General features: G+C 40.9%; 18 protein-coding genes and 1 pseudogene. 14 read left to right on the top strand and 5 right to left on the bottom strand.

Features of this window, described 5'->3' with window-relative positions; translation table 11 throughout:
* Window positions 1–114: 114 nt before the first annotated feature.
* Genes FTT94_RS08500 through FTT94_RS08510 form a run of 3 tightly spaced genes read left to right on the top strand, consistent with a single transcriptional unit; the run spans window position 115 to window position 6,137 of the window.
* Complete coding sequence (locus tag FTT94_RS08500) at window positions 115–3,423, top strand: type VI secretion system Vgr family protein (protein WP_180170602.1); 3,309 nt, start codon at window positions 115–117, stop codon at window positions 3,421–3,423.
* A gap of 3 nt (window positions 3,424–3,426) precedes the next feature.
* Entirely contained in the window at window positions 3,427–5,400 is a 1,974-nt protein-coding gene (locus FTT94_RS08505) for a peptidoglycan DD-metalloendopeptidase family protein (protein WP_180170603.1), read from the top strand.
* Window positions 5,401–5,426: 26 nt separating this feature from the next.
* Entirely contained in the window at window positions 5,427–6,137 is a 711-nt protein-coding gene (locus FTT94_RS08510; RefSeq protein WP_180170604.1) for a hypothetical protein, read from the top strand.
* Window positions 6,138–6,184: 47 nt separating this feature from the next.
* On the opposite strand, the gene FTT94_RS08515 is transcribed toward FTT94_RS08510, so the two are convergent.
* Window positions 6,185–7,105, bottom strand: a complete 921-nt coding sequence (locus tag FTT94_RS08515) for a Dyp-type peroxidase (RefSeq protein WP_180170605.1) — start codon at window positions 7,103–7,105, stop codon at window positions 6,185–6,187.
* A gap of 159 nt (window positions 7,106–7,264) precedes the next feature.
* On the opposite strand from FTT94_RS08515, the gene FTT94_RS08520 reads away from it, so the two are divergent.
* Window positions 7,265–7,885: a LysE family transporter gene (locus FTT94_RS08520; protein WP_180035137.1), complete on the top strand. Its 621-nt coding sequence runs from the start codon at window positions 7,265–7,267 to the stop codon at window positions 7,883–7,885.
* Between the two features lie 109 nt (window positions 7,886–7,994).
* On the opposite strand, the gene znuB is transcribed toward FTT94_RS08520, so the two are convergent.
* Genes znuB through FTT94_RS08535 form a run of 3 tightly spaced genes read right to left on the bottom strand, consistent with a single transcriptional unit; the run spans window position 7,995 to window position 10,060 of the window.
* Window positions 7,995–8,795, bottom strand: a complete 801-nt coding sequence (gene znuB, locus FTT94_RS08525; RefSeq protein WP_180170606.1) for a zinc ABC transporter permease subunit ZnuB — start codon at window positions 8,793–8,795, stop codon at window positions 7,995–7,997.
* Window positions 8,796–8,798: 3 nt separating this feature from the next.
* Window positions 8,799–9,590, bottom strand: coding sequence for a zinc ABC transporter ATP-binding protein ZnuC (znuC, locus tag FTT94_RS08530; RefSeq protein WP_180039825.1), 792 nt, complete (start codon window positions 9,588–9,590; stop codon window positions 8,799–8,801).
* Window positions 9,563–10,060 carry a transcriptional repressor gene (locus FTT94_RS08535; protein ID WP_168378806.1) on the bottom strand — a complete coding sequence of 166 codons (498 nt, stop codon included), beginning with the start codon at window positions 10,058–10,060 and terminating at the stop codon, window positions 9,563–9,565. The genes znuC and FTT94_RS08535 overlap by 28 nt, the downstream gene beginning before the upstream one ends.
* Window positions 10,061–10,199: 139 nt before the next feature.
* On the opposite strand from FTT94_RS08535, the gene FTT94_RS08540 reads away from it, so the two are divergent.
* The 10 genes from FTT94_RS08540 (at window position 10,200) to FTT94_RS08585 (ending at window position 18,389) form a co-directional block, all read left to right on the top strand.
* Window positions 10,200–11,039, top strand: a complete 840-nt coding sequence (locus FTT94_RS08540; RefSeq protein ID WP_180005341.1) for a metal ABC transporter solute-binding protein, Zn/Mn family — start codon at window positions 10,200–10,202, stop codon at window positions 11,037–11,039.
* A gap of 170 nt (window positions 11,040–11,209) precedes the next feature.
* A complete protein-coding gene (locus FTT94_RS08545; protein ID WP_078194025.1) occupies window positions 11,210–11,608 on the top strand; it encodes an ATP synthase subunit I in 399 nt (132 codons plus the stop codon).
* A 102-nt stretch (window positions 11,609–11,710) separates the two neighbouring features.
* Window positions 11,711–12,586, top strand: a complete 876-nt coding sequence (atpB, locus tag FTT94_RS08550; RefSeq protein WP_078191478.1) for a F0F1 ATP synthase subunit A — start codon at window positions 11,711–11,713, stop codon at window positions 12,584–12,586.
* An 84-nt stretch (window positions 12,587–12,670) separates the two neighbouring features.
* Window positions 12,671–12,916, top strand: a complete 246-nt coding sequence (atpE, locus tag FTT94_RS08555; protein ID WP_000424060.1) for a F0F1 ATP synthase subunit C — start codon at window positions 12,671–12,673, stop codon at window positions 12,914–12,916.
* 38 nt (window positions 12,917–12,954) lie between these two features.
* Window positions 12,955–13,425 (top strand): F0F1 ATP synthase subunit B, encoded by a 471-nt coding sequence (locus FTT94_RS08560; protein ID WP_078191477.1) that lies wholly within the window; start codon window positions 12,955–12,957, stop codon window positions 13,423–13,425.
* Window positions 13,426–13,437: 12 nt separating this feature from the next.
* Window positions 13,438–13,974, top strand: a complete 537-nt coding sequence (locus FTT94_RS08565) for a F0F1 ATP synthase subunit delta (RefSeq protein ID WP_078191476.1) — start codon at window positions 13,438–13,440, stop codon at window positions 13,972–13,974.
* 42 nt (window positions 13,975–14,016) lie between these two features.
* Window positions 14,017–15,561: a F0F1 ATP synthase subunit alpha gene (gene atpA / locus FTT94_RS08570; RefSeq protein ID WP_078191475.1), complete on the top strand. Its 1,545-nt coding sequence runs from the start codon at window positions 14,017–14,019 to the stop codon at window positions 15,559–15,561.
* Window positions 15,562–15,649: 88 nt separating this feature from the next.
* Window positions 15,650–16,519, top strand: coding sequence for a F0F1 ATP synthase subunit gamma (gene atpG, locus FTT94_RS08575; protein WP_078191474.1), 870 nt, complete (start codon window positions 15,650–15,652; stop codon window positions 16,517–16,519).
* Between the two features lie 29 nt (window positions 16,520–16,548).
* Window positions 16,549–17,943, top strand: a complete 1,395-nt coding sequence (atpD, locus tag FTT94_RS08580) for a F0F1 ATP synthase subunit beta (RefSeq protein ID WP_078191473.1) — start codon at window positions 16,549–16,551, stop codon at window positions 17,941–17,943.
* A 26-nt stretch (window positions 17,944–17,969) separates the two neighbouring features.
* Complete coding sequence (locus FTT94_RS08585) at window positions 17,970–18,389, top strand: F0F1 ATP synthase subunit epsilon (RefSeq protein WP_078191472.1); 420 nt, start codon at window positions 17,970–17,972, stop codon at window positions 18,387–18,389.
* Between the two features lie 145 nt (window positions 18,390–18,534).
* On the opposite strand, the pseudogene FTT94_RS08590 reads toward FTT94_RS08585, so the two are convergent.
* Window positions 18,535–18,661, bottom strand: a pseudogene (locus FTT94_RS08590) (IS5/IS1182 family transposase); the annotation flags it as partial.

Below are 18,661 nucleotides of genomic sequence, written 5' to 3' on the forward strand. Positions count from 1 at the left end.
AGTGTTGCAAAAGCCAAAAAGAAGAATTCAACAAATTATTTGCAAAATGGGGTAGACGAAAAAACAATCATTTCCTAAAATGCCGTCATTAAAAAAATTAAATACATAATAACAATGCTTAAAAATATTCACGCCATGGTGGAAAACTTTGGCTTTAGCGTACAGAAACGTGCGCTACACATTCATTTCTCAAATGAACACCTAAATTCTGAAGTTTTTATTCAACGGATTGAAGGTCAACACCGTATCAATCAAGGCTTTCGTGCGGAAATTATTTGTCTCTCGACCAATGCTCATCTTGCTTTAAAGCAGTTTATCGGTGGCCGAGTGGCTGTCGATCAAGTGACAGATTTGGGACAACTCAGTCGCCTGACTGGTGTGATTACTGGGGCTAGCCAAGGTCAAAGTGATGGTGCACTGACCGTTTATAAACTGGTGATTGAGGATGCCACAGCACTCTGGCATAAGCGTCGTAACAGCCGTGTCTTTATGAATAAATCGGTAGGGGAGATGACCGAGATTATTTTTAGTGAATGGCAGAAAAAAAGTGCGCTGTTTGCTGCCAGTTTAAGCTTGAACTTAGAGGGACTGGCACGTACCTATGATGTGCGTCCATTCACCATGCAGGCGAATGAAAGTGATTATGCATTTTTGACCCGCCTTTGGCGCAGTGAAGGGATCAATTGGTTAATTGATGAAGCGGAGTTATTTGTCGCATTTTCGGCTGCACCGATGCAAGCACAGCAGCTGCGTTTAATTGATACCAATCAGGCTTATAGTGCTTTAGAGCGGAAAAAAATTCGCTTTCATCGGAGTCATGCCACGGAACGTTTAGACACGATCACCAGTTTTGTGGCAGAACGCTTTTTACAATCGACCACCATTCAAACGCAGCGTTGGCAAGCTCAACATTTGGCACAAGACCAAAGTAATCCGCTCTTAAGCGCCCATGCACAGAGTGAGCAACAGCACAATGAAACCTTAAGTTTAGAGCAGGCTTGGACCGTAAGTTCGGCTTGGACAACTGACCTTAAAGGTGCAGATCAGGCGACCACTTCAAATACACAGCAATTGGATCAGTTGAATCGGCAACTCAATCAATATCAGGAATTACAAGCCAAATATTTTACCGCCAGCAGTAGCGTAAGGGATGCACAAGTTGGGTATTGGTTTGAATTAGAAAATCATCCTGAAATCGATCAACATCAAACGACAGATCGTGAATTTCTCATATTGGGCAAAGCATTTTATAACCAAAATAATTTACCCAAAGATATTTTGGTTCAATTAGAAAAGTTACTTGCCGCGAGCCGTTGGCTATCTTTAGGGGATGAACGGCAGGCCAATGAGCTCTATGTGGTCCGTCGGCAAATTTCTGTGGTGCCTGAATATGATCCTTTATTACACCGGCCACCTGCGTTTCCACAGCGGGCTAAAGTGGTCGGTCCAGAAGGTGAAAGTATTTATGTCGATGCTTGGGGGCGTATCAAAGTTAGGTTTACGTTCACCCGCAGCGATGACCATAGTCATGATGGTGGAGCAGGGAGTAATGATAATGACAGTGACTCGGCTTGGGTCGATGTACTGACTCCATGGGCGGGTGAAGGTTATGGGGCACGTTTCCATCCTCGTATTGGCGAAATTGTGGTGATCGACTTTTTTGAGGGAGATGTGGATCGTCCCTTTGTAGTAGGACGTATACATGAGGCTGAGCGATCTCAGACCATGTTTGACCTCAAAGGTCAGCTTCCTGAAACCAAAAAACTCAGTGGTATCCGCTCGCAAGAAGTTGCAGGAGCAGGCTTTAACCAACTGCGCTTTGATGACACGACGGGGCAGATCAGTACCCAATTACAAAGTAGTCATGCGGCGACACAGCTGAATTTAGGTAATCTCAGCCATCCTAAAGAACAAGACAGTAGCCATGGCCGTGGTGAGGGGTTTGAGCTGCGAACGGATGCGTGGGGGGCAATGCGTGCAGGTAAAGGTTTACTCATTAGTACCTATGCGCAGGATAAAGCAGTTGCCGATCATCTTGCTGCTGCTGAAGCTCAGTCGCTTTTAAATCAAGGGCATCAGAGCATGAATATGCTGAGCGGCGTAGCCGTAAAGCAGCAGACCGATGCATTAAATGTGATTAATCGTTTGCCGAAGTTAATAAACTCTTTAGAAATCAAAAGTACTGCCGAAGGTGTCAAAGCGACTTTAAATTTGTTCAAAGAGGATTTAAGTCGAGACCCATTGGCAGCGTTAAAAAACTGCAAAAGTTTTGTCAAAGAAATGGGCTCAATCGCACATGATGTCAAAAGTACAGTAAAAGAATTTAAAGCATTTTTTAATGATGCTGAAGATGCCTTTGATAACTTAAAGTCTGTCATAGATCATATTGAAGAAAATGGTAAAGATGTGATTCAAGGGCGGGTCGCAAGTCTGAAAAGCAACCTAAAAGAAGATCCATTAAAAGCATTAAAAGATGTGGGCAAATTGATCGAAGACATCAAATTTAACCCTGATGATTTATTGAATAATGGTGGTTTTGGTTTGCCACCAGCGATGACACCCATAAAAGCATTAGAAAAAGTACAAGGCTTTATGGAAGGCTATGCGCAAGGTTTAGAAAAATCTAATACAGCGGCAAAACAAGAACAAGGCAAATTATTCCGCCAAGCACTGATGTTACTTGCATCACCTAATGGTATTGCACTCACTACACCAGAAGATATTGTATTACAAGCCTCACAGGATATTGCAGAAAGTGCACAAGGTTCGATTAATTTCAGTGCTCAAAAGAATATTGTTGGTCATGCACAAGACAAAATCAGTTTGTTTGCGGCTCAAAAGGGCCTGAGTGCTTATGCCGCAAAAGGGAAAGTTGAATTACAAGCCCAAGATGATGCTATTGAAGCAATTGCACGAAAGGTGATTAAGCTCATTTCAACTGAAGATAAAATTGAAATTACCAGTCCTAAAGAAATTGTGCTGACTGCAGGAGGTTCACAGCTGAAAATTAATGGCAGTGGAATATTTACCACGACAGGTGGCAAGTTTGAGAGTAAGGCAGGGCAGCATAGTTTTGTGGGGGGAGAAATGGTTAACTATTTAATTCCTGAATTACCTAAATCTGGCCCCTATGCTGTCGATTTTCTATTTTCAAGTCTAGCAGGACTTGGAATAGAAAATGCAAAAATTCAAATGTTTGATTCGAAAAATAAAGATATTTTATGGGAAGGAGTTACTGATAAAAAAGGTAAAAGTAAATTATCGATAAAGGATGAAAACATACAATATAGTGCATTAATAGGGTTTGATGATTGGTCAGGAGTATTTGAGGATGAAGCTCAATTCGAAGAACAAAATGAAGATGATTTTGATATAGGAGATCATGGGTTACAAATAGAATTAAATAATAATGAGGAATATTAGATTATGTCAAACATACATATTGTCAAGGCAGGTGATACGCTTTGGGGAATTTCAAAAAAATATGGAACGACTGTAAATCAATTAGCAAAAATAAATAATTTACAAGGAAAAAGTATTCATAATATTAAAATTGGTGAAAAAATTTTATTGAATCATGAGGATAAAGAGGATTCTTATGAAACAAAAATCAAAATAATTATTTTGGATTTAGGGTTTAACCCTATTTTAAATGCCACGCTTCAACTTGAGTTTGATGGTCGGAAAATAATAAGAAAGACAGAAAATGGAATTTTTGAAAATATTTTTATAGATGACCATTCAAAGGGGTTAAAAGTCTATTATAAAAATATTAATGGGGTATTTGATTTAATAGCAGATCATAAAAAACTGCCAATTGGCAAGAAGGTATTAAAACTAACTTCTAGAAAAATAAAAGTAGTAGGAAGTCATCATGCTCAAAGTGGTCAAACTCAGATTACAATTGATAGTATTATTAAAGACTTAAAAAAAATGGGTAAGCCAATCGTTGATGATTTAGGCGATTTGATTGGGATTAATAATACAAAAGAAGATATAAGAATACCTAGTGAACGGATAGAGCAAAAAAGAACTGATAATGGCAATAGTACACATATTGTTGCTGCACAATTCACTGAAGATAATTTTCTGTTAAAGCCTATTAATAATAAATATAGATCATACATCATTAGTGCTGCTAAAAGACATGGTTTTACCCCACATGCTTTAGCTGCTGTAATAGATGCTGAAGCAGCCAAGCTTAAAAAAACAGGTGAATGGGATGTAAATAGCAGGGCTAATTCAAGTTCAGCTGCGGGTTTAACGCAGTTTCTAGACGCAACATGGATAGAGATGTGCAAAAATCAAAAATCTTTGGTTGGACAATATGTGCAAAAGAATCCTAATTTAACAACAATACAAAAATTAAATTTAAGATTTAATGCAGAGATGGCTATTGATGCTGCAGCAGCATACGCGATAAGTAATTTCAAAGCTTCTGGACTACCCTACCAAAATTTGACAGAGCCAAGTTCCATGGCAAAATTTGCATATCTATTACATCATGAGGGGTCTTCTGGAGGGAAAAAATTTGTTTTAAATAATTTAACAGAAGATAGAGCTCATAAACTATTGTTTATACAATTCGGAAAGAATGGGGAAAAACAAGCAACAAGTTTTCTTAAAAGGTATAAAAATGCAAAACAAGCTTATGGAGCTTGGTTAAGAAACTACATTGATGGTCATATTAATATATATCAATATGTTGTAGATAAAAGTAAAACCTCTGGTATTAATTTAAGCATGGATGAAACTATAAAATTATTAAATGGTGCTCCTATTTCGTCACCTGAGCCTAAAATTACTCCAGATAAAAAAGAAGAATCTATTGGTGATCTAAATTCCAAAAACAATGAACAAACTTCAGTTGGAGGCGCAGAAGGTTGGAATGATCCATTAGCTGTATGTAAATTAAGAACTGCTGGCTTAGCAAATGCAAAGGGAGCAACTTTTGGTAAAGTTAGGAATAATGGAACTAAAAATCATCAAGGCGTGGATTTACAGGCTAATCCCGGTACGAGCATTTACGCTGTTAGTAGTGGGATAATAGTTGCAGCTATGGATACAGGAGGGGCTTATGGTAAAGTAATTGTCTTGAAAGTAGATATCGATGATTTACCGGATAAACAAAAAAAATATGCTAAAAAAAATATAGTAGAAAGCAAGTATGTGTATTTTTTTTATGCACATTTGTCAGCTATTAATGTAGATAAAAATGATCTTGTAGATGTTGGAGAGGTTATTGGAAAGTCGGGTGCTACAGGTAATGCTAATAAGATGACAACTATAGCAAATGGCGCCCATTTACATTTTGAAGCAAGGAGTGCTCCTTTATTAGGTATTGGTTTAACCGGGAGAATTGATCCAATACCTTTTATTAATGCAAATTTACCTTATTAGTTCGACTAACCCCTAAAAGGCATAATATGAAATATATAAAAACAATTTCCTTATTTTTAATTATTAATTCTTTTTTTGGATGTGGATATGCAAAAATAAATAATAGTTGGAATGATCCAACTCAAGAAGCTATACAAATAAAATCACCTATCGATTTTATAGATAAATATGGAACATATAGTATAGTTTCTACTAATAAAAAAATAAGATTAACTGATTTTGGTGATGTTGATAAAAATAAAAATGGGAGAAAGTACACATTGAAAAAATTTGGAGTACAAATTTTTAATCAAAATAAAGTCTTCGATGTTTATAAGTCAACAGTTCCATTAAAATCTAATGTTGATATAAATATCTTATATCGTGATAAAAATATTGTGGCATTTCGTGTTCGAGAGGATTTTAATATTGATTATGTAAAAACGCCTTTTAGAAGCTTTATTGTTAATACTTTCGTTTATAATTTTAATAGCAACAATTTCTTAACAATTCCTGTTTTAGCTTCAGAAGATAAAAATGCTAATGGTAAAGGGGTGGATTTGTTGCAAGGAGATCAATTTACGTTTAATTCTAAAAAAGGAATTTTTACATATTTAGCAAATATAAAATATGCACAAGGTGGTAAATCGAGTGTCTTTAAAGTTGATTTAAGTAATACGTTAAAATGTGTTTCAGCTACGCAGGGGTGTGAAAATATTGGTCTTTCCACTGCAGAATTAAGTACTATGAATAAATAAATTTTGTTGCAAAGAGTAGGAAAATCTACTCTTTGCATTTTCAAAATTTACCCTTCTAAAATTTCTTCCAGCAACTCTTCACTCGGTGCAAAGTAATACGCTCCGTCCATTGGCGTAACAAAGTGAAGTAAGCGGTCGTGAATACCGTCACCGCTCGTACCGAACATGCGAACCAGCATGCTGTCGATAATGCTGAGGTCATGGGTATAAGCAATAAAAAACAAACCTTGGTCACCGCGGCCATCGCCATAAGGCAATGAATGACGCAAAATTGCTAGTTCTTCACCTTCGCCATTTTCAACAACGGTACGTGATACATGTGAGTTTTCAGGTTGTTCGTCTTCATCCAACTCAATTGACTCAAGTTTGGTGCGCCCAATGACATGTTCCTGAGCATCTACCTTTAACTTTTTCCATTTATCTAAGTTATGTGCATAACGCTGTGCAAAGACAAAAGAACCATCAGCAAAAATACCCGCATCTTCTGCTAATAATGCTGTTTCAGCACGGTCATCTGGAAATTGAGGGTTTTCAGTACCATCAATAAAACCAGTTAAGTCACGGCCATCGAAATTACGGAAGCAAACACGCTCATCTAAAACCTCAACTTTATCTTGAATGCCATCAAAGAAAGCTTGGCTTAAAGCAAAGCAAATATCTGTACGCTGTGCCGCAATGTGAATCAGCACATCTGCTGGCACTACAGGCATGTTAAATGAACCTTGAATTGGATCAAGTTGTTTAAAGCCTGCCGGAGCTTGACTGTAAAGTTGCGCCCAAAGTTCTGGTCCAAAAGCCACAGCCGTTTTAATCTGTGCATTAGGATGTTGGGTAATCAGACGATCACGAGTATTCAATAAGTCTTCAAGTTGTTCTTTTAATTCGCTAATCGTTAAATCTTTTAAACGTAAAACAATAAAACGAGCATGATCTGAGGGTAATGGCAAAATTACAGATTGAGCAGACATTCATGGCTCCTAAAAATTATAATTTCTGAGTGGCTGTGTATATTGTGCCTTAAGCAGCGCTGAGAGTGTAGCCTTCATTTGGCCTTTTAGCGTGCATTATTGTCATGAAAATAGAGTAAATGTCATATAATACAGACCCATTTCAAACTTGAGCTAATGATGTCCTATCAAATCTGGATTGCATACATGTTGGCATGTTGGGTAATTAGTGTTTCCCCAGGTGCAGGTGCAATTGCGTCTATGTCGAGTGGTTTGAATTATGGGTTTAAGCATGGGTATTGGAATGCAATCGGCCTGCAATTGGCACTTTTGGTTCAGATCGCCATTGTTGCAGCTGGGGCAGGGGTCTTATTTGCGACGACACCATGGGCTTTTCTGATCGTGAAATGGTTTGGTGTGGGCTATTTATTATATTTGGCTTATTTACAGTGGACAGCGCCAATAGAGTCTATTGAAATTCAACAAGATTTGCCCAATAAATCACCGTCAAAATTAGTTTTACATGGCTTTTTGGTCAATATGAGCAACCCTAAAGCGATTGTATTTTTGTTGGCAGTTTTGCCGCAGTTTTTAGATTTATCTAAACCCCAATGGATTCAATATGTCATCATGGCTGCAACGATGATTAGCATCGATCTGATTGTCATGGCGGGGTATACCGGTCTCGCTGCAAAAGTGCTGCGGTTATTAAAATCACCCAAACAACAAAAATATTTGAATCGAACCTTTGCGGTATTATTTGCTTGTGCTGCGAGTTTATTGAGTTTGGTGCATCAATAAATCCAGTTAGATGATTCTGAGCATCGTATTTGACGTGCAAAAAAAAGCCATGCAACTGCATGGCTTTTTTATTTTGATATGTCGCGAATTGAGCAAAGAACGTTGGTGCTTAAGCGACTTTCTTAAATTTTTGCATAATAAAAATCAGGGCAAAGAGCAGCGCCATAGTTAATACAATGGTCAGTCCTGTAGAGGTGTTTAAACCAGCGCTTGACCATAAACCTACAGTTACACCGACTTGGGCAATGATGAAAGACCACAGTACCATTTGCTTCGGGGAATTTGCCAATAAACGAGCGGTTAATGCAGGAATCACTAACAATGCACCCATCAGCAATGAGCCGACAGCACGTAAAGCCAATACAGTAAATAATGCCAGTAATAACATAAAAATCAGACGTTGCCATTTAGCGCTGACACCTTCACTGACCGCAATATCGGGGTCAATGGCAATCTGAATCTGTGATTGCCAACTTTTATGAAGCACGGTCAGTGCCACAATGATCACCACTGCAAAGACAGGCAAATCTGACCAAGAAATGGTGAGCAAGTCGCCAAATAAATAGCTGAGTAATTCAGGTCTTAAGCTTGGCAAATGTTGTATGAAGAGTAAGCCTGAGCACAGGAGTGTTGCAGAACATAGCGCAAGCAAAGCGTCATTGGGTAAGCGAGGGTCGTGTAACACCCATAAGATTGCAACCAATAAGAGCGCAATCAATGTAACGCCTGTCCAAAGCGGTAGACTCATTGCACCGGCAATGGCGACACCGAGTAAAGTGCCATGTGCCATGGTGTCCGCAAAAAATGACATGCGACGCCATAGCATTAAACAGCCGAGGGGTGCAGTCAGGAACACCAGCAAAGTGCCCATGATCCATGCTGGCAAAAGGAGTTGTAGCCATTCCATCATGGATTATGCTTCCGGTTCAGGGTGAATATGAGGACGAGAGTCATGCTGGCAAGGCGTTGCACTATCGCCATGCGCACAGTGATCATGATGGTGTTGATAGAACACACGGTTTGTCCCAAAGATCGCTTGATATTCAGGATGTTGCTGCACATTTTCAGGCAAGCCACTACAGCAAATATGCTTATTGAGGCAAACTACACGATGTGTTCCTTGCATGACCCATTGTAAATCATGAGAAACCATCAAAACTGCACAGCCATATTTTTCAGGCAAGCTACGCACATAGTCATACAGTTCCGCTTCAGACTGGATATCCAGACCTTGCATAGGTTCATCCAGAACCAATACATTCGGTTGACGCAATAAAGCCCGTGCAATCAATACACGTTGACGTTCGCCGCCCGATAATTGCTGAACTTTAGATTGTTGTAACTTGGCAATGCCAGTATCACGAATAATTTCTTGCTTAATGCTGGCATCACATTTTTCTAGTGCCAATAAATCACACACACGTAGCGGTAAGCTGTGTGATGGATTAAATTTTTGTGGCACATATGAAAATTTTAATTTTTGTGTGCTGATCACTTTGCCAGATACAGGTTTTACAATACCCAACAACACTTTGATTAGCGTGGATTTGCCTGCACCATTGGGACCGATTAAGGTGACAATTTCTTTTTCGTGTAAGGCGAAATCTACATTTTTTAAAATGTCACGTTCATCGATTCGGACATGAACATGCTCTAAAGCCACAATGGGCTTCACATTTAGTGTTTGCTGCGGCACTGCTGACAGATCCCTGAAATTTCAATAATACTGTGATGTGCAGTAAAACCATCGGATGCAGACAATTCATCGAGTTGCGCCATCAAGCCTTGAGCAGATGCTTCTTTGACTAATTTACAATCGGTGCAAATCAGAAATGCAGCTTGATGTCCTTCGCGCGGATGACAACATGGGATGTAAGCATTAATCGACGTTAGACGATGAATCAAACCTTTTTCAAGCAGAAAATCCAGCGTACGGTACACCGTCGGTGGCGCTGCAGGTCGGTCAGACTCACTTTTGATTTTAGCCAAAAGATCATAAGCGCCCATTGGTCCCGTTGCATTTAAGATCAGTTCCAATACTTCTTTACGCAAGGGCGTAAGTCGAGCACCCGTCGCACTACAGAGACTCTCAGCTTCAGCAAGGCGCTGTTCGACATTATGATGATCGTGTACACCATGCAAAGCATTATGATGTTCGTGTGAACATGCGCTCATAGCCAACCTCGAGTACGAAACTGTATAAAGAAAAAGACTTTAAATCTTAACATGAAGCGTAAGGACTTACGAACAGACGTAGGTTTTTTTACGATTTTGTTATATTATAACACTATTCATTTTATGGTGCTCTCTCCCCATGTCCCGTGTATTTCTTTTTTGTAGTTTGGCTTTATTCAGTGTGATGAGCTGGGCGCAAGGTCTCGTTGTTTCTACACAACCGATTTATCTAATTGCGAAGGATGTACTTAAGGGCGTAGAGCAGCCCAAACTACTGCTTGACCATCAATCTGGACATGATGTGAGCTTGACGCCTGCACACCGTAAAACCGTGCAAGATGCCAATCTCGTTTTATGGCTAGGCCAAGCGCATGAAGCGCCATTGGCAAAAATGTTGGGTGAAAGTGGTAAAAGTATCGCTATTTTAGACTCAGGCATTATCAGTGCGTTGCCTTTGCGGGATGTTCGTGGCAATGCATTAAAAGGCACAATCGATACCCATGTCTGGCTTGAACCAAACAATGCGGTTCGAATCGGCTTTTTTATTGCTGCTTTACGTTCACAACAGTTTCCAGAACATCGTGAAAAATATTGGGCCAATGCACGTGCATTTGCGCAGAAACTCTTGGTTACTGCGCAAAAAACCGATGTGTCGAGCCGTGCTCAACCTTACTGGTCTTACCACGATGCCTATCAATATCTTGAGCGCTCACTGAATTTGAAATTTACCGGTGCGTTGACAGATGATCCACATGTCGCGCCGACATTGGCACAAATCAAATACTTGAAAGACCATCGTGCTCAGCCAAAAGTATGCTTACTTGCAGAAGCACATGCCAGTCAAAATCAGTATCAAAAGCTCGGTGGCATCGTCTTTCAACCGGTTGACGAAACGATGAGTGGGGCAGGGGATTTTGTAACAGCATGGAAGATGTTGGCTGATGAAACACTGAAATGCACACTAAATGCACGAAAGTAAAGTAAAAAATAAACAACTATTGATTAGTTTGAAAGCAGTTTGCCAATTTAAAAAAACACGACTAAGGTCGGGAAAAGATTGCAAGTTAAGGGGTGTAACTCTATAATGCCTGCGATTAAAAATAATCATCAGTTAAACTTGTCAAGCAGAATTGCTGTGAGTGAACAAAAATGAGTCGAACTAGTCGCATGATTGATCGACGATTAGCGAAAGCTTTAGTCATCTTACAAGCAGTAATGATTCCTGTTTCAGCCCTGATTGGTTGGGTCCTTAAAGACACAATCACAGCATATAGTGCAGCTTTGGGTGCGTTGGTATGTTGGCTAGCAAGTAGCTACTTTTCATGGCAGTCGTTTCGTGCGGCTGGTGCCCGTGCCTCTAAACAGGTGCTGTCAAACATGTATCGTGGCTTAATGGGCAAGTTTGCAATCGTGATTGTTGGATTCATTTTGATTTTGATCAATGTCAAACCGTTGTCAGCGGTGGCATTGTTTTGTGGTTTTATGCTCGTACAAAGTATGTCGTGGGTCGCTCCTTTTTGGGCAACACGCTTAAAAAAACGAGTATAAACACAACAAAAAATTGAAAAGTTTTTTGGAGAGTAACGAGATATCAGGCAGCACGCGATATTCGTTTTCTCTATTAGTTTTGACATTGACCAGGTGTGATTTATGGCTGCTGAAGAACATGCCCTTACTTCGACCGAGTACATTCAGCATCACTTGACTAACTTGACCTATGGCAAAATGCCAGATGGTACTTGGAAGTTAGCTGAGACTGCTAAAGAAGCTCAAGAGATGGGGTTCACTGCTATTCACTTGGATTCAATGGGTTGGTCTATCGGCCTTGGTATTGTTTTCTGTTTGTTGTTCTGGGTTGTAGCGAAAGCTGCAAACTCTGGTGTTCCGACCAAGTTCCAGTCTGCAATCGAAATGATTATCGAGTTCGTTGACTCAAGTGTCCGTGACACTTTCCATGGCAAATCGCGCTTAATCGCGCCGTTAGCGTTGACCATCTTCGTGTGGATTTTCCTCATGAACTTGATGGACTTGATCCCTGTTGACTGGATTCCTTATACAGCTCAATTGATCGGTGCTAACGTGTTTGGTATGGATCCTCACCACGTTTACTTCAAAATCGTTCCATCTACTGATCCTAACATTACCTTGGGTATGGCATTGTCAGTATTTGCGTTAACTATTTTCTATAGTATCCGTGAGAAAGGTCTTGTCGGATTCGGTGCAGAATTTGCACTTAACCCATTTAACCCAAGTAACCCAGTTTTAAAAGCATTACTTATTCCAGTAAACATTATTCTTGAATTAGTAACTTTTATTGCACGTCCAATCTCATTGGCTCTTCGACTGTTCGGTAACATGTATGCGGGTGAGTTGATCTTCATCTTGATCGCATTACTACCGTTCTGGATCCAGTGGGCGTTGTCTGTGCCTTGGGCGATCTTCCATATTCTTGTTATTACGTTACAAGCATTCATTTTCATGATGTTGACTATCGTATATATGAGTATGGCTAGCGAAAAGCATTAATGGTATTGCTCAACTGTCAAAGGGTGGTTGGGCACACAATTTTTTAACTTAATTTGGTATAAACCTAACCTCTGAGGAATTATCATGGAACTCACTTTAGGTCTAGTTGCAATTGCATCTGCTATCTTGATCGCTTTTGGTGCTTTAGGTACTGCGATTGGTTTTGGTCTTCTAGGCGGCCGTTTCTTAGAAGCTGTTGCTCGTCAACCAGAATTGGCTCCACAACTTCAAACTCGTATGTTCTTAATCGCAGGTCTTCTTGATGCTGTGCCTATGATCGGTGTTGGTATTGGCTTGTTCTTCATCTTCGCTAATCCATTTGTAGGTTAATCAGCTTAATTCCTAAATTAAACTATTGAGGAATAGCAATGAATATCAACCTCACATTGATTGGCCAAGCGATTGCATTTGCGATTTTTGTCGCATTCTGCATGAAGTTTGTATGGCCACCACTAATCAATGCGATTAGTGAGCGTCAGCGTAAAATCGCTGATGGCTTAAACGCTGCTGAAAAAGCAAAAGCTGACCTTGCGGATGCGCAAGCACAAGTGAAAGCTGAATTAGACGCGGCTAAAGCACAAGCGGCTCAATTGATCGAACAAGCGAACCGTCGTGGTGCGCAATTGGTAGAAGAAGCGCGTACTCAAGCTGCGGCTGAAGGTGAGCGTATTCGTCAACAAGCGAAAGAAGCTGTTGATACTGAAATCAATGCTGCTCGCGAAGAATTACGTCAACAAGTTGCTGCTCTTGCAGTTACTGGCGCAGAAAAAATTCTGAACCAGCAAGTTGACGCAGAAGCTCACAATGCCATGCTGACTCAGCTGGCTGCTAAACTTTAAGAGAGGCGGATTATGGCTGAACTCTTGACGTTGGCACGCCCATACGCTAAAGCAGCATTTGCTTACGCTTCTGAGCAAAATGCAACTGACGCTTGGTCAAATGCATTGAATTTGCTCAGTGCTGCGGTGCAAGACGAAGCATTTTCAGCTTATCTAAATCGCCCTGAGCTTACTCCTGCTGAGCAGGTAAGTGTTTTCGCAAAAGTTTTAGGTGAAGACCAGACAGCAGCAGTGTCAAACTTTTTGACATTGCTTGCCGATAATGACCGTCTGGCACTTCTTCCTGAAATTTCAGAAGAATACGAACAGCTCAAATCACAGAATAACAATACTGTGGATGTAGTGATTGAATCTGCATTCCCATTGACTTCTGTACAAGAACAATTACTTGCGCATGCATTAGAGAAAAAATTCGAAGCTGCCGTAAATGTTTCTGTAGAAGTTAACCCAGCGTTAATCGCGGGTGTAGTTATTCGTGCAGGCGACCAAGTGATAGATGATTCTGCGCTTAACAAGCTTGAAAAAATGCGGACTCGTCTTCTTGCTTAACAGCTCGAAGACTGAACTTTAAAAAGATTGAGGTATAGCGCAATGCAACAACTGAATCCATCCGAGATCAGTGCGCTCATTAAACAGCGTATCGGCGATCTGGACACCAGCGCGACCGCTAAGAACGAAGGGACCATTGTTATGGTTTCCGACGGTATTGTGCGCATTCACGGCCTTGCTGATGCAATGTACGGTGAAATGATCGAATTCGACGGCGGCTTATTTGGTATGGCACTGAACCTAGAACAGGATTCAGTGGGTGCCGTTGTCTTAGGTAACTACTTAAGCCTTCAAGAAGGTCAAAAAGCTCGTTGCACAGGTCGTGTATTAGAAGTTCCGGTTGGTCCAGAACTTTTAGGCCGTGTAGTAGATGCTTTGGGTAACCCAATTGATGGTAAAGGCCCTATTGACGCAAAACTTACTGATGCTGTTGAAAAAGTAGCACCAGGCGTAATTTGGCGTCAATCAGTGGATCAACCTGTACAAACTGGTTATAAATCAGTAGATACAATGATCCCTGTTGGTCGTGGTCAACGTGAGTTGATCATCGGTGACCGTCAAACTGGTAAAACAGCTATGGCGATCGATGCGATCATCGCTCAGAAAAATTCTGGCATTAAATGTGTATACGTAGCAATTGGTCAAAAACAATCGACTATCGCTAACGTTGTGCGCAAGCTAGAAGAAACTGGCGCTATGGCGTACACAACTGTTGTAGCAGCTGCTGCAGCTGATCCTGCAGCGATGCAGTATCTTGCTCCGTATGCTGGTTGTACAATGGGTGAGTACTTCCGTGACCGCGGTGAAGACGCGCTTATCATTTATGATGACTTGTCTAAACAAGCTGTTGCTTACCGTCAAATTTCATTGCTTCTACGTCGTCCACCAGGTCGTGAAGCATATCCTGGTGACGTATTCTATCTACACTCACGTTTACTTGAACGTGCTTCACGTGTATCTGCTGACTACGTTGAGAAATTCACTAACGGTGAAGTTAAAGGCCAAACTGGTTCATTAACTGCATTACCGATTATTGAAACTCAAGCCGGTGACGTATCTGCATTCGTACCTACTAACGTAATTTCGATTACTGACGGTCAGATCTTCTTAGAAACATCATTATTCAACGCAGGTATTCGTCCTGCTGTGAACGCGGGTATCTCTGTATCACGTGTTGGTGGTTCTGCTCAAACTAAGATCATCAAAAAATTGTCAGGTGGTATCCGTACCGCTCTTGCGCAATACCGTGAATTAGCTGCGTTTGCTCAGTTCGCTTCTGACCTTGACGAAGCAACTCGTAAACAGCTTGAACATGGTCAACGTGTAACTGAGCTTATGAAGCAAAAACAATATGCTCCATACTCAATTGCTGACCAAGCTGTTTCAATTTATGCATCTAACGAAGGCTACATGGCTGACGTAGAAGTGAAGAAAATCGTTGCATTTGATGCTGCGTTGATCTCTTACTTCCGTTCAGAAAATGCTGCGTTAATGCAAAAAATTGACGAGACTGGTGCTTACGATAAAGAAATCGAAGCAGCAATCAAAGCAGGTATTGAAAGCTTTAAAGCGACTCAAACTTACTAAGATTCAACTGTGTTGAATCTGGTTTTGGTTTGGTTCACGGATCAACCTTCGGAAGCTCGAAAGGGCTTTCGAATACTAGGTTAAGCGTATGGCAAATTTAAAAGAAATTCGCGCCAAAGTAGCTAGTATCAAAAGCACGCAGAAAATTACTCGCGCGATGCAGATGGTAGCAGCTTCTAAGATGCGTCGTGCGCAAGAGCGCATGGCTCAAGGCCGTCCGTATGCCGAAAATATGCACCGTGTAATTGCTCATTTGGTACAAGCGAACCCTGAATACAAACACCGTTATATGGTTGAACGTCCTGTAAAGCGCGTTGGCTATATCATTGTTTCTTCAGATCGTGGCCTTGCTGGTGGTTTGAACATTAACTTGTTCAAAAAAGTGGTCAAACACGTACAACAGCAACAAGAGCAGTCAATTGAAGTTCAATTTGCTTTAATTGGTCAAAAAGCGGTTTCGTTTTTTAAAAACTACGGCGGTAAAGTTCTTGGTGCAACTACAAACGTAGGTGATGCTCCGAGTCTTGAACAGTTAACTGGTTCTGTACAGGTGATGTTAGACGCGTTTGATAAAGGCGAGTTAGATCGTATTTATCTAGTGTCAAACGGCTTTGTCAACGCCATGACTCAAAACCAAAAAATCGAACAGCTTGTTCCTTTAGCAGCTGCTGAGGAAAGCGAAGGTCTAAACCGTCAATACGGTTGGGACTATATCTATGAACCAGAAGCTGAAGAGCTTTTAAATGGTTTATTGGTTCGTTACATTGAGTCTATGGTTTATCAAGGTGTGATTGAAAACATCGCATGTGAACAGTCTGCTCGTATGGTTGCAATGAAAGCTGCAACTGATAACGCGGGTGAATTGATCAAGAGCCTACAACTTATTTATAACAAGCTGCGTCAAGCCGCGATTACTCAGGAAATCTCTGAGATCGTTGGTGGTGCCGCTGCCGTTTAACATTATTAGTTTGAATTGAGGAGACAGCAATGAGTAGCGGTCGTATCATTCAGATCATCGGCGCGGTTATCGACGTCGAGTTTGAACGTAACAGCGTTCCTAAGATCTATGACGCTCTCCATGTTGATGGTACTGAAACTACATTAGAAGTTCAGCAGCAACTTGGTGATGGCGTAGTTCGTACTATTGCAATGGGTTCTACTGAAGGCCTTAAGCGTGGTCTTACTGTAACTAACACTGGCGCGCCTATCTCTGTACCTGTAGGTACTGCATGTTTAGGTCGTATCATGGACGTTCTTGGTCGCCCTATCGACGAAGCTGGTCCTGTTGGTACTGAAGCTCGTTTACCAATTCACCGTCAAGCGCCTTCTTATGCAGAACAAGCGGCTTCTACTGACCTTTTAGAAACTGGTATTAAAGTAATTGACTTACTTTGCCCGTTCGCTAAAGGTGGTAAAGTTGGTCTGTTCGGTGGTGCCGGTGTTGGTAAAACTGTAAACATGATGGAGTTGATCAACAACATCGCGAAAGCTCACTCAGGTTTATCTGTGTTTGCTGGTGTTGGTGAACGTACTCGTGAAGGTAACGACTTCTATCACGAAATGAAAGACTCTAACGTTCTAGACAAAGTAGCAATGGTCTACGGTCAGATGAATGAGCCACCAGGTAACCGTTTACGCGTAGCGTTGACTGGTTTGACTATGGCTGAGTACTTCCGTGACGAAAAAGACGAAAACGGTAAAGGCCGTGACGTTCTATTGTTCGTCGACAACATCTATCGTTATACACTAGCGGGTACTGAAGTATCAGCACTTCTAGGTCGTATGCCATCTGCAGTAGGTTACCAACCGACTCTTGCAGAAGAGATGGGTGTTCTTCAAGAACGTATTACGTCTACTAAGTCTGGTTCTATTACGTCAATCCAAGCGGTATACGTACCTGCCGATGACTTAACAGATCCATCGCCTGCTACTACCTTCGCTCACTTGGACGCGACTGTTGTATTGAGCCGTGACATCGCATCTTCTGGTATTTACCCAGCGATCGATCCACTTGACTCTACTTCACGTCAGTTAGATCCACTTGTAGTGGGTACTGAGCATTACGAAATCGCTCGTTCAGTTCAAAACGTTCTTCAACGTTACAAAGAATTGAAAGACATTATCGCAATTCTTGGTATGGACGAATTGGCAGAAGAAGACAAACTTACTGTATACCGTGCACGTAAGATCCAACGTTTCTTCTCTCAACCGTTCCACGTAGCTGAAGTGTTTACTGGTGCTCCTGGTAAACTTGTACCGCTTAAAGAAACAATTCGTGGCTTTAAAGGTCTTCTAGCTGGTGAATACGACCACATTCCAGAACAAGCGTTCTACATGGTTGGTGGTATTGACGAAGTTATTGCTAAAGCTGAGAAACTTTAATTAGTTACCTAATTTAGGAGATTCTCATGTCAACTATGCAATGTGACGTTGTAAGTGTTAAAGAGTCTTTGTACTCTGGCACTGTAACTATGCTAATTGCTAAAGGTGCTGGTGGTGAGTTGGGTATTATGCCTGGCCATGCGCCACTAGTAACTTTGCTCAAGCCGGGCGCAATCCGCGTTCTGCTTGAAAATGGTACAGAAGAATTAATCTATGTATCAGGTGGTGTACTAGAAGTTCAACCGCACGTTGTTACTGTACTTGCAGATACTGCAGTACGTGCTGACAACCTTGATGAAGCAGCAATTATTGAAGCGCGTAAACAAGCTGAACAATTGTTAGCAAATCAAAAGAGCGACTTGGACTCAGCTGCTGCTTTGGCTGCTCTTGCAGAAACTGCTGCTCAGTTGGAAACCATCCGCAAAATCAAAAACCGCGCTCAATAAGACGCTGTTCGAGATTGAAAGAGCCACCCGAAAGGGTGGTTTTTTTATGTTCAAATATACAACTTAAATCGAGATGGATATAATATTTAGCAAATAAATCTTGATATAAAAAATAAAATGAAACTCAATAGATTTCTTTCATAAGTCATTTTTCACTCAGCTCCAAGTTATAAATTCCAGCAATTAGATTGAATCTTAATGCTAGTCTTTTGCCTCGATTGCGATATCGCTCAGCAAGAATTTTGAAGGTTTTCAAACTGCCAAATACATGC

It is taken from the genome of Acinetobacter sp. YH12027 (assembly GCF_013420085.1).
GTDB lineage: Bacteria > Pseudomonadota > Gammaproteobacteria > Pseudomonadales > Moraxellaceae > Acinetobacter > Acinetobacter amyesii.